Source organism: Janthinobacterium sp. P210005, from assembly GCF_036231865.1.
Lineage (GTDB): Bacteria > Pseudomonadota > Gammaproteobacteria > Burkholderiales > Burkholderiaceae_D > Janthinobacterium > Janthinobacterium kumbetense.
Genome location: NZ_JAZARC010000001.1, coordinates 1,798,001 through 1,815,647, shown reverse-complemented (window position 1 = coordinate 1,815,647; position 17,647 = coordinate 1,798,001). Strand labels below are relative to the sequence as shown.

The window sequence follows — 17,647 nt, the reverse complement described above, 5'->3', positions numbered from 1 at the left end:
AAAAGTATGTTGTTATCAGAGCAATGCTATAAGAAAATTGACCGCGAGCTGGCCAAGTACCCGGCCGACCAGCGTCAGTCGGCCGTCATGGCCGCGCTGGCCCATGCCCAGGATGAACTGGGCTGGCTGGCGCCGGAAACCATGAAGGAACTGGCCGATTACATCGGCATGCCGGCGATTGCCGTGCAGGAAGTGGCCACGTTCTACAATATGTACAACGTGAAACCCGTGGGCAAGCACAAGATCACCGTGTGCACCAACCTGCCATGCGCCCTGTCGGGCGGCGTGCGCGCTGCAGACTACCTGAAGCAGAAACTGGGTATCGATTTCCGCGAAACCACCGCAGACGGCCAGTTCACCCTGGTTGAAGGCGAGTGCATGGGTGCTTGCGGCGATGCGCCTGTCTTGCTAGTCAGTAATAAAACCATGTGCAGCTGGATGTCGAACGAGAAAATCGACGCCATGCTGGAGGAACTCAAGAAATGACGTCACTCCACAACCGCCATATCGATCCATTGATCCTGAAGGATCTGGATGGCAAGAACTGGCATTTGCAAGATTATGTGAACCGCGGCGGCTATTCGGCCCTGCGGCGTATCCTGGAAGAGAAAATCACGCCGGAACAGATCATCGCCGACCTCAAGGCTTCGTCCTTGCGCGGCCGTGGCGGCGCGGGTTTCCCTACCGGCTTGAAGTGGAGCTTCATGCCGCGCCAGTTCCCGGGTCAAAAATACCTCGTCTGCAATACAGATGAAGGCGAACCGGGCACTTTCAAGGACCGTGACATCATTCGTTACAATCCCCATGCGCTGATCGAAGGCATGGCCATTGGCGCTTATGCGATGGGTATCACCGTCGGTTATAACTATATCCACGGTGAAATCTTCCAGGAATACCTGCGTTTCGAAGAAGCGCTGGAAGAGGCGCGCGCCGCCGGTTTCCTGGGCGACAAGATCATGGGCAGCGAGTTCTCGTTCCAGTTGCATGCGCACCATGGTTATGGCGCCTACATCTGCGGCGAAGAAACGGCCCTGCTGGAGTCGCTGGAAGGCAAGAAAGGCCAGCCGCGCTTCAAGCCGCCTTTCCCTGCCTCGTTTGGCCTGTACGGCAAGCCGACGACGATCAACAACACGGAAACCTTCGCGGCCGTGCCTTTCGTGCTGAACATTGGTCCAGAGAAATATCTGGCGATGGGCAAGCCGAACAACGGCGGTTCGAAGATCTTCTCGATCTCGGGCGACGTGGAAAAACCGGGCAACTACGAAGTGCCGCTCGGCACCCCGTTTGCGACCCTGCTGGAACTGGCAGGCGGCATGCGCGGTGGCAAAAAGATCAAGGCCGTGATCCCTGGCGGCTCGTCCGCTCCGGTGATCCGCGGCGACATCATGATGCAGACCGACCTGGACTACGACTCGATCGCGAAAGCCGGTTCGATGTTGGGTTCGGGCGCCGTCATCGTGATGGACGAAACACGCTGCATGGTAAAGGCGCTGGAACGCCTGTCCTACTTCTACTTTGAAGAATCGTGCGGCCAGTGTACGCCTTGCCGTGAAGGCACAGGCTGGATGTACCGCATGGTGCACCGCATCGAGCAGGGGCAGGGTCGTCCAGACGACCTGGACATGCTCAACTCGATCGCCGACAACATCCAGGGCCGCACCATTTGCGCGCTGGGCGATGCGGCTGCCATGCCGGTACGGGCCTTCATTAAGAATTTCCGTGAAGAATTTGAATATCATATCGAGCACAAGCATTGCTTAGTGCCCGCATATATCTAAGCTGCGTCAGGTAACGATCACCATGGTTGAAATCGAAATAGACGGCAAAAAAGTCGAAGTCCCTGCTGGTAGCATGGTGATGGACGCCGCCAACAAATTGGGAACCTACATTCCGCACTTCTGCTATCACAAGAAATTGTCGATCGCAGCGAACTGCCGCATGTGCCTGGTCGAAGTGGAAAAGGCGCCCAAGCCTTTGCCCGCTTGTGCGACCCCGGTCAGTGCCGGCATGATCGTGCGCTCCGCCAGCGATAAAGCTGTGCAGGCGCAAAAGTCGGTCATGGAATTCTTGCTGATTAACCACCCGCTCGATTGCCCTATCTGCGATCAGGGCGGCGAATGCCAGTTGCAAGACTTGGCAGTGGGTTACGGCAAGAGCGAATCGCGCTACAAGGAAGACAAGCGCGTCGTGCAGCCGAAGGAAGCCGGTCCGCTGGTGTCCATGCAAGAAATGTCGCGCTGCATCCAGTGCACCCGTTGCGTACGCTTTGGCCAGGAAGTGGCCGGCGTGATGGAACTGGGCATGATCGGCCGTGGCGAGCACTCGGAAATCGTGTCCTTCGTGGGCCAGACGGTCGACTCCGAACTGTCGGGCAACATGATCGACCTGTGCCCGGTCGGCGCACTGACCTCGAAGCCGTTCCGCTACAGCGCCCGTACGTGGGAACTGTCGCGCCGCAAATCGGTCAGCCCGCATGACGGCCTGGGCGCGAACCTGATCGTGCAAGTGAAAGCTGGCAAGGTCAAGCGCGTATTGCCGCTGGAAAACGAAGCCGTCAACGAGTGCTGGATCTCGGACAAGGACCGTTTCTCGTACGAAGCGCTGGACAGCGCCGAACGCCTGACTTCCCCGATGCTGAAACAAGGCAACGAGTGGAAAGAAGTCGATTGGCAAACGGCACTGGAATACGTGGCGCACGGTTTGAAAAATATCAAGCACGAGCATGGCGCCGACGCCATCGCCGCGCTGGCAACGCCGCATTCGACGGTCGAAGAGCTGGTCCTGCTGCAGAAAGTCGCCAACGGTCTCGGTTCCGAGCACGTCGACTTCCGCCTGCGCCAGACCGACTTCGCGCTCGACGCGTCCGTCAAACCTTGGCTGGGCATGCCGATCAACGAATTTGGCCAGATCAAGCGCGCCTTCGTCATCGGCTCGTTCCTGCGCAAGGATCACCCATTGCTGACCACGCGTCTGCGCGCGTCCGTCAAGGGCGGCGCCAAGCTGTCGATCCTGCACGCCTCCGACGATGATCAATTGATCACCATCGCCAACAAGATGATCGTCGCGCCTGGCGATTGGCTGGCGGCCTTGTCGGAAGTGGTCGTTGCTGTTGCTAAAGCGAAAGAAATCGCCGCACCAGCCGGTTTCGAAGCGGTGAGCGCTTCGGACGTGGCCGTCGCGATTGCCGCCAGCCTGATGGCCGGCGACAACGGCGCCGTGCTGCTGGGTAATGCGGCAACGCAACACCCGCAAGCGTCGCAACTGCATGCTGCCGCGCAATGGATCGCCGAACAGACGGGCGCCAAGCTCGGTTACCTGACGGAAGCGGCCAACACGGTTGGCGCGCACCTGGTCGCCAAGCCGCGCGCCAACGTGCAAGCTGCGTTTGCCGTGCCGAAAAAAGCCTACGTGCTGCTGCACGCGGAGCCGGAACTCGATGCTGCCAATCCACAAGCGGCCCGCGCCGCCCTGGATGGCGCCGACATGGTCGTGGCCATGTCCGCCTTCAAGCACGGCATGGATTACGCCGACGTCTTGCTGCCGATCGCCCCGTTCGCTGAAACCTCGGGCACCTTCGTCAACTGCGAAGGCCGCGCGCAAAGCTTCAACGGCACCGTGAAACCGCTGGCCGATACCCGTCCAGCCTGGAAAGTGCTGCGCGTCCTGGGCAACATCCTGGGCCTGGCCGGTTTCGACTACGACACGTCCGAAGCGATCCGCGACGAAGCGTTTGGTGCCGGCGTGACCGATCTGTCGGCACAGCTGAACAACATCGCCAAGAACGCCCCGGAAGCGGCAGCGTATGCACCGGCCTCGCCGGCGCTGCAACGCATCGCCGACGTGCCGATCTACTTCGCCGACGCGCTGGTACGCCGCTCCGAACCGCTGCTGCGCACGGTCGATGGCGCCGCGCCGCAAGCGCACCTGTCCCTGGCGCTGGCTGACAAGCTGGGCATCAAGGCGGGCGACAAGGTCAAAGTGGCGCAAGGCTCCGGCAGCGCCATCCTAGTGGCGGCACTCCATGCCGGCCTGCCAGCCAATGTGGTGAAAGTGTCGGCGGCGCATGCCTCGACGGCTAGCCTGGGCGGCATGTTCGGTGACATCACAGTTGAAACAGCAGAGGGGAAAATCTGATGGCTCTGCCTGAATTTGTAAACGTCATCAACAGCAGCGGCCAGGATTTGCTGGGCGGCTCGTGGCCGTTCTTCTGGACCCTGATCAAGATCCTGTGCGTGCTGCTGCCGCTGATGGGCCTGGTTGCCTACCTGACCTTGTGGGAACGCAAGCTGATCGGCTGGATCCAGATCCGCGTCGGCCCGAACCGCGTGGGTCCGCTGGGCTTGCTCCAGCCGATCGCCGATGCGCTGAAACTCTTGTTCAAAGAGATCATCATCCCGTCCAAGGCCGCCAAGGGCCTGTTCGTGATCGGCCCGATCATGACCATCATGCCGGCCCTGGCCGCCTGGTCGGTCGTGCCGTTCGGCCCGCAAGCCGTGCTGGCCAACGTCAACGCAGGCTTGCTGATGCTGCTGGCGATTACCTCGATGGAAGTCTACGGCATCATCATCGCCGGCTGGGCCTCGAACTCGAAGTACTCGTTCATGGGCGCCATGCGCGCTTCGGCACAGATGATTTCGTATGAAATCCCGATGGGCTTCGTGATGGTCATCGTGCTGATGGTCTCGGGCAGCCTGAACTTCATCGATATCGTTGGCGGCCAGCAAATCGGCTTCTTCGCCGACAAGGGCGTGAACTTCCTGTCGTGGAACTGGTTGCCGCTGCTGCCGATGTTCGTCATCTACCTGGTGTCGGGCCTGGCTGAAGCCAACCGTCACCCGTTCGACGTCGTCGAAGGCGAGTCGGAAATCGTGGCCGGCCACATGGTCGAGTACTCGGGCATGGCCTACGCCATGTTCATGCTGGCCGAATACGCCAACATGATCCTGATCGGCGCCCTGGCTTCGATCATGTTCCTCGGTGGCTGGTCCGCACCATTTGCTTTCCTTGAGTTCTGGGGTGGTTTCGGCGGCTTCTTCTGGTTGTTCGCCAAGACCTTCTTCATCGTGTCGGTGTTCATCTGGGTACGCGGTACTTTCCCACGCTACCGTTATGACCAGATCATGCGCCTCGGCTGGAAAGTGTTTATCCCGTTGACGCTGGTCTACCTGGTCTTCGTCGCTGCCTGGATGCAGACATCCTGGAATATTTGGAAGTAAGAGAGTGCATACGAATGGATAAGGTAAAAGATTTCTTCAGCAGCCTCTTGTTAGGCGAGCTGATCAAGGGCATGGCGTTGACAGGCAAGTACATGTTTTCGCGCAAGATCACGGTGCAATTCCCGGAAGAGAAGACACCGATCTCGCCGCGTTTCCGTGGCTTGCACGCGCTGCGCCGCTACCCGAACGGCGAGGAACGTTGCATCGCCTGCAAACTGTGCGAAGCGGTTTGTCCGGCGATGGCCATCACGATCGAATCGGAACAGCGTGACGACGGCTCGCGCCGCACCACGCGTTACGATATTGACTTGACCAAGTGCATCTTCTGCGGTTTCTGCGAAGAGTCCTGCCCGGTCGATTCGATCGTCGAGACGCAAATCCTGGAATACCACGGCGAGAAACGCGGGGATTTGTATTACACGAAAGAGATGTTGCTGGCCGTAGGTGATCGTTATGAAAATGACATCGCCGCTGCGCGCGCCGCCGACGCACCTTATCGCTGATGGATGCGCCGCAGCTGACCAGCTGCGGCGCGCCCCTCGTTCATCTGTACGTCTATTGGGTTTTTTATGGACTTTAAAACAATTTTGTTTTACGCCTTCGCGCTGATCTTGATTCTGGCAGCGACGCGCGTCATCACGGCCCGTAATCCGGTCCACGCAGTACTGTTCCTGGTACTGTCCTTCTTTTCCGCAGCGGGCATCTGGATGCTGCTGCAAGCTGAATTCCTGGCCATCGTACTGGTATTGGTGTATGTCGGCGCCGTGATGGTGCTGTTCCTCTTCGTGGTCATGATGCTCGATATTAATATCGACCGCATGCGCGAAGGTTTCTGGGGCTATCTGCCTTTGTCGGTGACGGTGGGCGTGATCATCGTGCTGGAAATGGCCGCCGTCCTGTGGCACGGTTTCCGCAACTTTGCGCCTAGCATCGCTCCGGTGAACGTCAACCTGGGCGGCACCAAGGAACTGGGCCTGCTGATCTACACGAAATATGTGTTCGCCTTCGAGATCGCCGCCGTCGTGCTGCTGGTGGCCATCGTTGCCGCGGTCGCACTGACTTTGCGCAAACGCAAGGACACCAAGCATTTTGCTCCAGGCGATGCGGTACGCGTCAAGCGCAACGACCGCCTGAAGATCATCAAGATGGACGCGGTCGTCGAGCGTCCTGCGGCTGAGCCGGAAGTTAAGGAGGCACCATGACATTATCGCTCACACATTTTCTGGTCCTGGGCGCGATCCTGTTCGCAATCTCGATCGTCGGTATTTTCCTGAACCGCAAGAACATCATCGTATTGCTGATGGCAATCGAATTGATGCTGCTGGCGGTGAATATGAATTTCATCGCGTTCTCCCATTTCATGGGCGACGCGGCCGGTCAGATCTTCGTTTTCTTCATCCTGACGGTTGCCGCCGCTGAGTCGGCTATCGGTCTGGCTATTCTGGTGGTGATGTTCCGTAATCTGGATACCATCAACGTCGAAGACCTGGACAGCCTCAAAGGCTGATGTTTTTCAGACTCGATCTCTCGAATAATAACGATTAAGGTTCATCATGGCGGGGCAACTCCTCAACCCTAACCTCCTTCTTGCCGTACCGCTGGCGCCGCTGGCCGGTGCCGCGATTGCAGGCTTGCTTGGCACCCAGTTCCTGGGTAATTTGGTCGGACGCAAGACGTCGCATACCGCGACGATCCTGGGCGTACTGATTGCGTTCATCCTGTCCGTGCAGACATTGCTGGCAGTGATGGATGGCGCGACATTCAATGGCACGATCTATAACTGGATGACGATCGGCACCCTGAAGATGGAAGTGGGCTTCCAGATCGATTCGCTGTCGGCGATGATGATGTGCGTGGTCACCTTCGTCTCCCTGATGGTGCACATTTACACGATCGGCTACATGAAGGATGACGAAGGCTACAACCGCTTCTTCGCCTACATCTCGCTGTTCACGTTCTCGATGTTGATGCTGGTCATGGCCAACAACTTCCTGCAACTGTTCTTCGGTTGGGAAGCAGTGGGCCTGGTCTCTTACCTGCTGATCGGTTTCTGGTACCAGCGTCCGACGGCCATCGTGGCCAACATGAAGGCTTTCCTCGTCAACCGCGTGGGCGACTTCGGCTTCATCCTGGGCATCGGCCTGCTGCTGGCCTACGCCGGCACCATGAACTACCAGGAAGTGTTCGCCAAGAAAGACGAACTGGCACTGCTGAGCTTGCCAGGTACCGACTGGGCCCTGCTGACCGTTGCCTGCATCTGCCTGTTCATCGGCGCGATGGGCAAGTCGGCGCAGTTCCCGCTGCACGTGTGGCTGCCTGACTCGATGGAAGGTCCTACCCCGATCTCGGCACTGATCCACGCCGCGACGATGGTGACGGCCGGTATCTTCATGGTTTCGCGCATGTCGCCGCTGTTCGAACTGTCCGACACGGCACTGTCCTTCATCCTGGTGATCGGTTCCATCACGGCGCTGTTCATGGGCTTCCTGGGCATCATCCAGAACGACATCAAGCGCGTCGTCGCTTACTCGACCCTGTCGCAGCTCGGTTACATGACCGTGGCGCTGGGCTCGTCCGCGTACTCCGTGGCCGTGTTCCACCTGATGACGCACGCATTCTTCAAGGCACTGCTGTTCCTGGGCGCCGGTTCCGTCATCATCGGCATGCACCATGACCAGGACATCCGCAACATGGGTGGCCTGCGCAAATACATGCCAATCACCTGGATCACCTCCCTGGTCGGTTCGCTGGCCCTGATCGGCACGCCGCTGTTCTCCGGTTTCTACTCGAAAGACAGCATCATCGAAGCCGTCGAAGCGACGCACATCTGGGGCGCTGGCTTTGCCCAGTTCGCCGTGCTGGCTGGCGTCTTCGTTACCGCCTTCTACTCGTTCCGCATGTATTTCCTCGTCTTCCACGGCAAGGAACGTTTCGGCCAGCCGCATGCGCACGGCCATGACGACCATCACGCACCGAAAGCGGCCCATGGCGCGCACGGCGACGCACATGACGACCATGGTCATGAAGAAGAGGAAGATGACCACGGCCACCATGGCCTGGAACCTGGCCAGAAGCCGCATGAATCGCCGTTCGTCGTGTGGTTCCCGCTGGTGATGCTGGCGATTCCTTCGCTGATCATCGGTTACCTGACGATCGGCCCGATGCTGCATGGCGATTTCTTCAAGGGCGTGATCTTCGTTGGCGAAAACCATCCAGCAATGGAAGAGTTGTCGCATGAATTCCACGGCGCAATGGCGATGGCGATCCACGGCCTGTCGACGGCACCGTTCTGGCTGGCATTGTCCGGCGTGGTGGCAGCCTACTACTGCTACATGGTCAACCCGCGTGTACCGGCCTGGTTCTTTGCCAAGTTCCACGCGATCCACACCCTGCTGGACAACAAGTACTACATGGACAAGTTCAATGAAGTCGTGTTCGCCGGCGGTGCCCGCTTGCTGGGTAATGGCCTGTGGAACTTCGGTGACAAGAAGCTGATCGATGGCCTGCTGGTCAACGGTAGCGCCAAGGTCGTCGCCTGGCTGTCCTCGCTGTCGCGAGTGTTGCAGACCGGCTACATCTATCACTATGCATTCGTGATGATCCTGGGCGTGCTGGGCTTCCTGATCTATTTCCTGCCATTCTGGCCCGCTAAGTAAGCTGACCTGATAAAAGAATACTGAGAACCATGATGCAGTCTACGATTTCTACACTACCTCCTTACCTGAGTCTGTCGATCTGGGTGCCGATCATTTGCGGCGTCCTGGTCCTGGCTCTCGGCCGTGACAGCAAAGCGGGCTTTACCCGCTGGCTGTCGCTGGCCGGCGCGGTGCTCAGCATGCTGTGCACCTGGCCCCTGATCCAGCATTTCGACAACGCCGCACACGGCATGCAATTCGTCGAAAAAGCACCGTGGATTGAAACCTTCAATATCTGGTACTCGCTGGGTATCGACGGCCTGTCCCTGTGGTTCGTGCCACTGACGGCGTTCATCACCGTCATCGTCGTCATTTCCGCTTGGCAAGTAATCGAGAAGCGCATCGCCCAGTACATGGGCTCGTTCCTGATCCTGTCGGGCCTGATGATCGGCGTGTTCTGCGCGCTGGACGGCTTGCTGTTCTACTTCTTCTTTGAAGCAACCCTGATCCCGATGTTCATCATCATCGGTATCTGGGGCGGTTCGAACCGCGTGTACGCGTCGTTCAAGTTCTTCCTGTACACCTTCTTCGGTTCGCTGCTGACCCTGGTTGCCATCATTTACCTGCGCAATGTGTCGGGCACTTTCGACATCCTGGCCTGGCATGCGTTCAAGCTGACGATGAACGAACAGATCTTCATCTTCCTGGCCTTCCTGATGGCGTTTGCCGTCAAGGTACCGATGTTCCCCGTGCATACGTGGTTGCCGGACGTCCACGTGGAAGCGCCTACGGGCGGTTCCGCCGTGCTGGCCGCCATCATGCTGAAACTGGGCGCCTATGGCTTCCTGCGTTTCTCGCTGCCGATCACGCCGGACGCCAGCCATTACCTGTCGGGTTTCATGATCGCCTTGTCGCTGATCGCCGTCATCTATATCGGTCTGGTTGCCCTGGTGCAAACCGACATGAAAAAACTGGTTGCCTATTCGTCGATCGCGCACATGGGTTTCGTCACCCTGGGCTTCTTCATGTTCAACGACATCTCGGTGCAGGGCGGTATCGTGCAGATGGTCTCGCACGGCTTCATCTCCGGCGCGATGTTCCTGTGCATCGGCGTGCTGTATGACCGCATGCATACCCGCAACATCGCCGACTACGGCGGCGTCGTGAACCGCATGCCGAAATTTGCCGCCTTCTTCGTGCTGTTCTCGATGGCCAACTGCGGTCTGCCAGCGACGTCCGGCTTCGTCGGCGAGTTCATGGTGATCCTGGGCGCGGTGAAATTCAACTTCTGGATTGGTCTGCTGGCTGCAACGGCACTGATCTGGGGCGCGGCGTACTCGCTGTGGATGGCCAAGCGCGTGGTGTTCGGCAAGATCAAGAACAAGCATGTGGCCGAATTGACCGACATCAACAAACGTGAATTCTTCATGCTTGCTGTGCTGGCCATCGCCGTGCTCGTGATGGGTCTGTACCCAGCCCCGTTCACCGACACGATGCAAACTTCGGTTGCCGACCTGCTGCAGCATGTCGCCACCAGCAAGTTGCCTTAAATAGAAGACCGATAACATGACTAATGCACCTAATCTGGTACCGCTGTACGCGGAAATCTTTCTGCTGATCGCCACGTCGGCGCTCTTGCTGATCGATATGTTCTTGCCTGCGGCGAAGCGTTCGATCACTTACGTGCTGGCCTTGCTGACCCTGGCCGGCTGCGCCTTGCTGACCGTGGGCGACTTCAACGCGGGCACCACCGTCTACACGTTCAATAACATGTTCGTGTCGGACCCGATGTCGCAGTTGCTGAAACTGTTCTCCTACGGCGCCGTGGCGCTGACCCTGATCTACTCGCGTGCCTACGCCACCGACCGCAGCATGCTGTCGGGCAACCTGGGCGGCGAGTTCTACGTGCTGGCCCTGTTTGCACTGCTGGGCCAGATGATCATGATCTCGGCTAACAACTTCCTGATCATCTACCTGGGTCTGGAACTGATGTCGCTGTCGCTGTACGCACTGATCGCCTTGCGTCGTGACAATGCCAAGGCCACGGAAGCGGCCATGAAATACTTCATCCTGGGCGCACTGGCTTCCGGTTTCATGTTGTACGGTATCTCGATGCTGTACGGCGCCTCCGGTACCCTGGACCTGGGCGAACTGCGCGTGGCGCTGGAAAACGGCAAGACCAACGGCACCATCATGGTCTTCGGCCTGGTGTTCCTGGTAGCCGGCCTGGCCTTCAAACTGGGCGTCGTGCCATTCCACATGTGGGTGCCTGACGTGTATCAAGGTTCGCCGACGGCAGTGACCCTGCTGCTGGGCGCGGCGCCGAAACTGGCCGCCTTCGCCATCACCCTGCGCCTGCTGGCCGAAGGCTTGCTGCCGATGGCGCATGACTGGCAGCAAATGCTGCTGGTGCTGGCCGTGATGTCGCTGGCGATCGGTAACTTCACCGCCATCGCGCAAACGAATTTGAAGCGCATGTTGGCGTACTCGACCATCGCACAAATGGGCTTCGTTCTGCTGGGCCTGCTGTCCGGTACCGTGGATGCACCGAACAACACCCTGAACGCGGCTGGCGCAGCCACCGCCTACGGCGCCTCGATGTACTATGTCATCACCTATGTGTTCACCACCCTGGGTACCTTTGGCGTGATCATGTTGTTGGCACGTAATGGTTTCGAAGCAGACGAACTGGCCGACTTCAAGGGCCTGGGCAAACGCAGCCCGATCTTCGCGCTGGTGATGACCCTGTTCATGTTCTCGCTGGCCGGCGTGCCGCCGCTGATGGGCTTCATGGCCAAGTACTCGGTGCTGGCATCGGTATTGGCCACGGGCCAGCTGTGGCTGACCATTGCCGCCGTGCTGTTCTCGCTGATCGGCGCCTTCTACTACCTGCGCGTCGTGAAGATGATGTGGTTCGACGAGCCGACGGACAGCAATGCGCTGGTCGTGCATGGCGACATGCGCGTCGTGCTGGCCCTGAACGGCGTGTTCGTCCTGGCGCTGGGTGCGATGCCTAACAGCATCCTGGCTGCCTGCGCAACCGCCATCACCAAGACCCTGGCGTCCTGACCGATGGATGTCACCGTCTCGAGCTGGCTGGTGATCGCCCTGGGCATCCTGGGCGCCAACCTGCCTTTCCTGAACGAGAAACTGTTTGCCGCCGTGCCCTTGAAAAAGACGGCGCAAGCAGACGGGGGCAAAGGCTGGCGCAAGCCGCTGGCGCTGCGCCTGCTGGAGATGGTGATTCTGTACTTCATCGTCGGCGCCGTGGCGTTCGCGCTCGAAGCGCGCATCGGCAACGGTTTCCCGCAGACGTGGGAGTTCTATGCCATCACGGGATGCCTGTTCCTGGTGCTGGCTTTCCCCGGCTTTGTCACACGCTACCTGCGCAAACGACATTAGCCCCATCGACCGAAAGCGGCGCCTCTGGCGCCGTTTTTTTTTATTGAGCATAATCAAGGTATGGATACTGAACGCATGGATATGAATTTAACTGAGACCAAGGTAGACGGCGAGCTCGTCTACCAGGGCGGCTTCCTGCGCGTGCAGCGCGACCGGGTTGCGCTGCCGGACGGCAAGATCACGGCGCGCGAATTCGTCCTGCATCCGGGCGCCGTCGTCATCCTGCCGCTGCTCGACGATGGCACGGTGCTGATGGAGCGCCAGTACCGCTATCCGCTGGACCGGGTCTTCATTGAATTTCCCGCCGGCAAGATCGACGCGGGCGAATCGCACCTGGCTTGCGCCCAGCGCGAGTTGCTGGAAGAAACGGGCTACACGGCCAGCGACTGGCAATTCGTTTCCACCATCCACAACGCCATCGCGTATTCGGACGAGCACCTGGAACTGTTCCTGGCGCGCGGCCTGGTAGCGGGCGAACGCCAGCTCGATGAAGGCGAATTCCTGGAAACGTTCACGGCCACCGTGCCGCAGCTGCTCGACTGGGTCAAGGATGGCACGATCACGGACGTGAAAACCGTCATCGGCATCTTCTGGCTCGACAAGATTACCAGCGGCGCCTGGCAGCCGGCTTGATCCTGCGCATGCGCACGGCGATCTTCCTGTTGCTGGCGTCAGCCAGCCTGGGCGCCCACGGGGCGGCGCGCACGCCGTTCCAGGTGCGCTGCGAAGACACGATCAGCAAGACGGTGTCCGTGCTGACGGCGCAGCAGAACGGCTACAGCATCGACACGCATCTGCCGTACAAGGCCCTGACCGTCATGAAGGGCACGGCGCGCGCCAATACCTGGGTGCTGGGCTTGACGAAGACCGAGTCGCGCGTGGCCATCGCCCTGGCCGGTCCCATGCTGCAAGATCCGGCCAGCGGCTACGAATGCGTGGCGCCGCAGATTACCGTCACCCTCACGTATGCGCCCGTGGTGATCTATATCGGCCGCGAATTTGCCCCCGGCACTTGCGCGTATGATGAGATACTGGCGCACGAACTGCGGCACATGAAAACCTATATGGAACACTTGCCGCGGGTGGAAAAGACCGTGCGCGCGGCGCTGGCCAAACGCTTCGAGGCGCGGCCCCTGTATGCGCCCAGCGGCACGGCCAAGGCGGCGCTGGCGCGCGAGATCGACACGGGCTGGTTGCCGTACGTCAAGGCCGAAATGCGCAAGGTGGAAATTTTGCAGGCGGCCATCGATTCTCCGCAGGAATATGCGCGCCTGGGCAAGGCGTGCAATGGTGAGATCCAGAATATCCTGGCGGGCAAGACAGCGCCTGCCAACTAGACAAGGAATGGCATGACAGCAGCACCGAATCGCCCCCGTTATTTTGCCCTGATCCCCGCCGCCGGCGTGGGCGCGCGCATGGAGGCGGGCAGTCCCAAGCAATATTTACCCATCTCCGGCAAGCCCATGCTGCGCCACGCGCTCGACGCCTTTCTCGCCAGCCCCCTGATCGCGCATACGTATGTCGTCGTCAGCGCCGAGGATGGCGTGATCGACACGGTCGTGCCGGCGCAGGGCGCAGCCTCAGGCGTGACCGTGTTGCGCTGCGGCGGCGCCACGCGCATGGAAACGATACTGAATGCCCTGCAGGCGCTGCACGGCAGCATAGCCGCCCACGACCAGGTGCTGGTGCACGACGCGGCGCGCCCCGGCCTGACGCCGGCGCTGATCGCAAAACTCATCGCCGAAGTCGCTGACCATCCGGCCGGCGGCTTGCTGGCCTTGCCCGTGGTCGATACCGTCAAGCGGGCAGGGCAGAACAGCCTGTCGGCGCAGACGGTGCCGCGCGACCATTTATGGCTGGCGCAGACGCCGCAGATGTTCAGCTATGCGCTGCTGCACCGGGCCCTGTCGCAAGCGCCCGATCCGCAAGCGATCACGGACGACGCCAGCGCCGTCGAAGCGCTGGGCCTGGCGCCCAGGCTGGTCGAAGGCCACCCGCGCAACCTGAAGGTGACCTTGCCGCGCGACATACACACGGCCGAGTTGTACTTGGCCCATCCTTGAATCCTGAACAGAAAGACCGCATGACGACCATCACCACTCCCGTACTGCCTTTCCGCATCGGCCAGGGCTATGACTGCCACGCGCTGGTGGAAAACCGCGACCTGATCATCGGCGGCGTGAAAATCCCCCATCACCTGGGCTTGCTTGGCCATTCCGACGCGGACGTATTGCTGCACGCCATCACGGACGCCATCTTCGGCGCCGCCGCGCTGGGCGACATCGGCCGCCATTTCCCCGACACGGATGCGCAATTCAAGGGCGCCGATTCGCGCACCCTGCTGCGCGAAGCCGTGCGCCGCGTGCAGGGGACCGGTTATATCATCGGCAATATCGACGCCACCATCATCGCCCAGCGCCCGAAAATGGCGCCGCATATCGCCGCCATGTGCGCCAACGTGGCCGACGACCTGGGCGTGAGTGTGGGCCAGGTCAATATCAAGGCCAAGACGAATGAAAAACTGGGCTACCTGGGCCGCGAAGAGGGTATCGCGGCCGAAGCCGTGGCCTTGCTGCTGCGCGTCTGATACGCCACCGACCATCGACCACTGACAGGAGAGAGCATGTTCCAGCTACGCCGTACCAGCATCCTGCTTGCATGGGCACTGGCCGCCGCGCCAGCGGCCCACGCCGAACTGCAAGCCACGGGCGAACCGCCCGCCGCGAAACAGCCGTGGAAGGCCGTTACCGTGGCCGAAGGCGTGCGCCAGCCGTGGGGCATCGCCTGGCTGGGCGAGGGACGCGCGCTCGTCACCAGCAAGCAGGGCACCTTGCATTTGCTCAATGGAAAGACTTTTACCGACGTGGCGCTGGAAGGTATGCCCAAGGTATTCACGGGCGGGCAGGGCGGCTTGCTCGATATCGTCCTGCACCCGCAGGATGCGGGCAAGGCGCAGCAGCGCGTCTACATGACGGTGTCGACTGGCAACAATGACGCCAACCGCACGACCCTCGTGCGCGGCGTGTTCGACGGCAAGAAGGTGACGGGCATCCAGACCCTGTTCAAGGTGGCCACGGACAAGAGCGGCGGCCAGCACTTCGGCTCGCGCCTGCTGTGGCTGCCGGACGGCACTTTGCTGATGAGCGTGGCCGATGGCGGCAACCCGCCGCTGCGCATCGGCGACCGCCTGGCGCGCGAGCAGGCGCAAAACCTGGCCACGCACCAGGGTTCCATCCTGCGCCTGACGGAAGACGGCAAGCCGGCGCCCGGCAATCCGCTGGCGGCCAAGGGCGCCTTGCCGGAAATCTGGTCGTATGGCCACCGCAACGTGCAGGGCCTGGCGCTCGATCCTGTTTCCGGCCGCGTATGGGCCACGGAACACGGTCCGTATGGCGGCGACGAGCTGAACCTGGTGGTGGCGGGCGGCAACTATGGCTGGCCCCTGCAAAGCTATGGCGCCGACTACACGACGCATGAGCCCGTCGGCAAGCACGAAGTGGCCGGCATGCTCAATCCGAGCGTGGCCTGGGTGCCGTCGCCGGCGCCGTCCGGACTGGCTGTCTACACGGGCGACAAGATTGCCGCCTGGCGCGGCAGCATCTTCAGCGGCGGCCTGGCGGCCAAGGATATCCGCCGCATCGCCGTCGATGCCAGCGGCAAGGTGACGGGGCAGGACCGCCTGGCCATCGGCGCGCGCGTGCGCGACGTGCGCCAGGGGCCGGATGGCTACCTGTACGCGCTGACGGATGAAGACAACGGCCGCCTGTTGCGCATCGTGCCGCAGTAGCACGGCAGGCGCCCACTTCGCTTAAGATGGCGCCTTTACTTCATTCAAGGTGGCGGCATGGCCCGTGATACTTATGCATACCGGCACGTCGCCGTCGAATCGCGCGCGATTAATGGCCGCGTGGAAATCCGCCCCGTGCCGGGCCAGGCCTTTTCGCCGGAGCTGGCCGTACAGTGCTCGCGCCGCCTGGTCGACCTGCAGCGCCATCCCCTGGGCAGCCGCTTTCTGCTCTTTGCCAAGCTGACGGACCGCCTGGGCGGCACGCCTTTCCTGTATGCGTATCACGGCGACGCGGACGTGGTGATGACGCCGGCCGAAGTGACGAAATTCCTCGGAGAATTCCGCCGCGGCCGCATCTGATTCCTACGAGGCGATGCAGGCCGCGCCGGCCTTGGCGCCGGCCTGCGGCTTGCCGAAGATAGCGATCGTCAAGCCGCAGCCGAGGGCGAACAAGCCGCCGACCACCATCGCGCTGGACACGCCCAGCCGGTCGACGGCCACGCCTCCCAGCAAGGCGCCGGACGCCAGCGATACTTGCACGATGGCAACGAAGAGCGCGCTGCTGCCTTCCATCAGCTCCGGCGCCGCCTTGAACATCCACGTCTGCACGGCGATCGGCATGGCGCCGAAACCGAAACCCCAGACGGCCACCAGCAGCATGGCGGTAAGCGAATGGCTGCCGAACGCGGCCAGGGCCAGGGTGGACACGCCCAGCACGGCGCCCGTCGCCATCAGCGCGGCCCGTTCGTAGCGGCCGGCGGCCCAGCCGCCCACGAGGTTGCCGATGAAGCCGGAAGCGCCGTACACGAGCAGCATGGCGCTGACCGTGCCGGCCGCCAGGTGCGAGATTTGTGTGAGGAAAGGCGCGATATACGTGTAGGCGGCGAACTGGCCTGTGAACAGCATGGCCGTGGCGATCAGGCCCAGCCTGGCCTTGCGGATGCCGAAAATCATCGGCAACTGGCGCAGGCGGATGGCCTGTGTCGGCGGCAGCTTGGGCAGCAGCAACAGTTGGCCGACGAAGACCAGCACGGCAATGGCGCTGGCCGCGCCGAACGCGACCCGCCAGCCCACCAGATCGCCCACCAGCGCGCCGGCCGGCACGCCCGCCACCGTGCCCAGCGAGACGCCGGCGAAGATGATGGACATGGCGCGCGAGGCATGCTGCGGCGCCACCAGGCGCGGGCCGATGGCGCTGCCGATGGCCCAGAAGCCGCCCACGCCCACGCCCAGCATGGCGCGGCCCAGCAGTATCCACGCATACGAAGGGGCCAGCGCCACCAGCAGGTTCGAGGCCACCAGCAGGGCCGTCAGGGCCAGCAGCACGATGCGGCGGTCCAGGCGGCCCGAGCCGACGGTGACGAAGATGGCGGCAAACGCGGCAACGATGCCGGGCGTGGTGATCATCAAGCCCGCCTGGCCCTTGCTGATGGCCAGTTCGGCGGCCATGGCGGGCAGCAGGCCGACGGGCAGGAATTCGGACGTGACGAGGGCGAAGGCGCCGATACCGACGGATAAGACGGCCAGCCACGGCGCCACGGTGGTATCGTCGTCGGTAGCGTTGGAAAGTGTATGCATGAGAGGTTCCTGAAAAGCCGAGAGGTTTT

18 protein-coding genes are annotated in these 17,647 nt (G+C 61.2%); 17 read left to right on the top strand and 1 reads right to left on the bottom strand.

The genetic code is table 11. The features are described from left to right. Positions 1–6 precede the first annotated feature (6 nt). The 17 genes from nuoE to VPH40_RS07910 all read left to right on the top strand — a co-directional run bounded on the left by nuoE (position 7) and on the right by VPH40_RS07910 (position 16,400). Positions 7–486, top strand: a complete 480-nt coding sequence (gene nuoE / locus VPH40_RS07990) for an NADH-quinone oxidoreductase subunit NuoE (protein WP_034749989.1) — start codon at positions 7–9, stop codon at positions 484–486. Then, positions 483–1,778 (top strand): NADH-quinone oxidoreductase subunit NuoF, encoded by a 1,296-nt coding sequence (gene nuoF, locus VPH40_RS07985; RefSeq protein ID WP_010399729.1) that lies wholly within the window; start codon positions 483–485, stop codon positions 1,776–1,778. Before nuoE ends, nuoF begins: the two co-directional genes overlap by 4 nt. Before the next feature lie 22 nt (positions 1,779–1,800). After that, positions 1,801–4,134 carry an NADH-quinone oxidoreductase subunit NuoG gene (gene nuoG, locus VPH40_RS07980; protein WP_328573159.1) on the top strand — a complete coding sequence of 778 codons (2,334 nt, stop codon included), beginning with the start codon at positions 1,801–1,803 and terminating at the stop codon, positions 4,132–4,134. Then, positions 4,134–5,216: an NADH-quinone oxidoreductase subunit NuoH gene (nuoH, locus tag VPH40_RS07975; RefSeq protein WP_071076363.1), complete on the top strand. Its 1,083-nt coding sequence runs from the start codon at positions 4,134–4,136 to the stop codon at positions 5,214–5,216. The genes nuoG and nuoH overlap by 1 nt, the downstream gene beginning before the upstream one ends. Positions 5,217–5,230: 14 nt before the next feature. Beyond that, positions 5,231–5,719: an NADH-quinone oxidoreductase subunit NuoI gene (gene nuoI, locus VPH40_RS07970; RefSeq protein WP_010399726.1), complete on the top strand. Its 489-nt coding sequence runs from the start codon at positions 5,231–5,233 to the stop codon at positions 5,717–5,719. Positions 5,720–5,785: 66 nt separating this feature from the next. After that, the gene (locus tag VPH40_RS07965) at positions 5,786–6,418 is read left to right on the top strand and encodes an NADH-quinone oxidoreductase subunit J (protein WP_034779507.1); all 633 of its coding nucleotides are present in this window, start codon (positions 5,786–5,788) and stop codon (positions 6,416–6,418) included. Further along, positions 6,415–6,723: an NADH-quinone oxidoreductase subunit NuoK gene (gene nuoK, locus VPH40_RS07960; RefSeq protein WP_010399724.1), complete on the top strand. Its 309-nt coding sequence runs from the start codon at positions 6,415–6,417 to the stop codon at positions 6,721–6,723. Before VPH40_RS07965 ends, nuoK begins: the two co-directional genes overlap by 4 nt. A 46-nt stretch (positions 6,724–6,769) precedes the next feature. After that, positions 6,770–8,872: an NADH-quinone oxidoreductase subunit L gene (gene nuoL, locus VPH40_RS07955; RefSeq protein WP_099667161.1), complete on the top strand. Its 2,103-nt coding sequence runs from the start codon at positions 6,770–6,772 to the stop codon at positions 8,870–8,872. Positions 8,873–8,901: 29 nt separating this feature from the next. Further along, positions 8,902–10,401, top strand: a complete 1,500-nt coding sequence (locus VPH40_RS07950; protein WP_289898456.1) for an NADH-quinone oxidoreductase subunit M — start codon at positions 8,902–8,904, stop codon at positions 10,399–10,401. A 16-nt stretch (positions 10,402–10,417) separates the two neighbouring features. Next, a complete protein-coding gene (gene nuoN, locus VPH40_RS07945) occupies positions 10,418–11,920 on the top strand; it encodes an NADH-quinone oxidoreductase subunit NuoN (RefSeq protein ID WP_099667163.1) in 1,503 nt (500 codons plus the stop codon). 3 nt (positions 11,921–11,923) lie between these two features. Next, positions 11,924–12,253, top strand: a complete 330-nt coding sequence (locus tag VPH40_RS07940) for a DUF2818 family protein (RefSeq protein ID WP_305056264.1) — start codon at positions 11,924–11,926, stop codon at positions 12,251–12,253. Between the two features lie 75 nt (positions 12,254–12,328). After that, a complete protein-coding gene (locus tag VPH40_RS07935) occupies positions 12,329–12,886 on the top strand; it encodes an NUDIX domain-containing protein (RefSeq protein WP_070255807.1) in 558 nt (185 codons plus the stop codon). Positions 12,887–12,894: 8 nt separating this feature from the next. Continuing rightward, the gene (locus VPH40_RS07930) at positions 12,895–13,590 is read left to right on the top strand and encodes a hypothetical protein (RefSeq protein ID WP_180278728.1); all 696 of its coding nucleotides are present in this window, start codon (positions 12,895–12,897) and stop codon (positions 13,588–13,590) included. Between the two features lie 12 nt (positions 13,591–13,602). Next, positions 13,603–14,316 (top strand): 2-C-methyl-D-erythritol 4-phosphate cytidylyltransferase, encoded by a 714-nt coding sequence (gene ispD / locus VPH40_RS07925; RefSeq protein ID WP_328573158.1) that lies wholly within the window; start codon positions 13,603–13,605, stop codon positions 14,314–14,316. Positions 14,317–14,336: 20 nt separating this feature from the next. Further along, a complete protein-coding gene (gene ispF, locus VPH40_RS07920; RefSeq protein WP_328573157.1) occupies positions 14,337–14,840 on the top strand; it encodes a 2-C-methyl-D-erythritol 2,4-cyclodiphosphate synthase in 504 nt (167 codons plus the stop codon). A 36-nt stretch (positions 14,841–14,876) separates the two neighbouring features. After that, the gene (locus VPH40_RS07915) at positions 14,877–16,040 is read left to right on the top strand and encodes a PQQ-dependent sugar dehydrogenase (protein WP_289904232.1); all 1,164 of its coding nucleotides are present in this window, start codon (positions 14,877–14,879) and stop codon (positions 16,038–16,040) included. A gap of 57 nt (positions 16,041–16,097) precedes the next feature. Then, positions 16,098–16,400 carry a hypothetical protein gene (locus VPH40_RS07910; RefSeq protein ID WP_180278729.1) on the top strand — a complete coding sequence of 101 codons (303 nt, stop codon included), beginning with the start codon at positions 16,098–16,100 and terminating at the stop codon, positions 16,398–16,400. A gap of 3 nt (positions 16,401–16,403) precedes the next feature. Here the strand turns inward: VPH40_RS07910 and VPH40_RS07905 are convergent, their stop codons facing one another. Beyond that, complete coding sequence (locus VPH40_RS07905; RefSeq protein ID WP_289916414.1) at positions 16,404–17,618, bottom strand: MFS transporter; 1,215 nt, start codon at positions 17,616–17,618, stop codon at positions 16,404–16,406. Positions 17,619–17,647: the final 29 nt, after the last annotated feature.

Coding starts and splice junctions, on each gene's coding strand:
- nuoE (WP_034749989.1), top strand. CDS start 7: ATGTTGTTATCAGAGCAATGCTATAAGAAAATTGACCGCGAGCTGGCC.
- nuoF (WP_010399729.1), top strand. CDS start 483: ATGACGTCACTCCACAACCGCCATATCGATCCATTGATCCTGAAGGAT.
- nuoG (WP_328573159.1), top strand. CDS start 1,801: ATGGTTGAAATCGAAATAGACGGCAAAAAAGTCGAAGTCCCTGCTGGT.
- nuoH (WP_071076363.1), top strand. CDS start 4,134: ATGGCTCTGCCTGAATTTGTAAACGTCATCAACAGCAGCGGCCAGGAT.
- nuoI (WP_010399726.1), top strand. CDS start 5,231: ATGGATAAGGTAAAAGATTTCTTCAGCAGCCTCTTGTTAGGCGAGCTG.
- VPH40_RS07965 (WP_034779507.1), top strand. CDS start 5,786: ATGGACTTTAAAACAATTTTGTTTTACGCCTTCGCGCTGATCTTGATT.
- nuoK (WP_010399724.1), top strand. CDS start 6,415: ATGACATTATCGCTCACACATTTTCTGGTCCTGGGCGCGATCCTGTTC.
- nuoL (WP_099667161.1), top strand. CDS start 6,770: ATGGCGGGGCAACTCCTCAACCCTAACCTCCTTCTTGCCGTACCGCTG.
- VPH40_RS07950 (WP_289898456.1), top strand. CDS start 8,902: ATGATGCAGTCTACGATTTCTACACTACCTCCTTACCTGAGTCTGTCG.
- nuoN (WP_099667163.1), top strand. CDS start 10,418: ATGACTAATGCACCTAATCTGGTACCGCTGTACGCGGAAATCTTTCTG.
- VPH40_RS07940 (WP_305056264.1), top strand. CDS start 11,924: ATGGATGTCACCGTCTCGAGCTGGCTGGTGATCGCCCTGGGCATCCTG.
- VPH40_RS07935 (WP_070255807.1), top strand. CDS start 12,329: ATGGATATGAATTTAACTGAGACCAAGGTAGACGGCGAGCTCGTCTAC.
- VPH40_RS07930 (WP_180278728.1), top strand. CDS start 12,895: ATGCGCACGGCGATCTTCCTGTTGCTGGCGTCAGCCAGCCTGGGCGCC.
- ispD (WP_328573158.1), top strand. CDS start 13,603: ATGACAGCAGCACCGAATCGCCCCCGTTATTTTGCCCTGATCCCCGCC.
- ispF (WP_328573157.1), top strand. CDS start 14,337: ATGACGACCATCACCACTCCCGTACTGCCTTTCCGCATCGGCCAGGGC.
- VPH40_RS07915 (WP_289904232.1), top strand. CDS start 14,877: ATGTTCCAGCTACGCCGTACCAGCATCCTGCTTGCATGGGCACTGGCC.
- VPH40_RS07910 (WP_180278729.1), top strand. CDS start 16,098: ATGGCCCGTGATACTTATGCATACCGGCACGTCGCCGTCGAATCGCGC.
- VPH40_RS07905 (WP_289916414.1), bottom strand. CDS start 17,618: ATGCATACACTTTCCAACGCTACCGACGACGATACCACCGTGGCGCCG.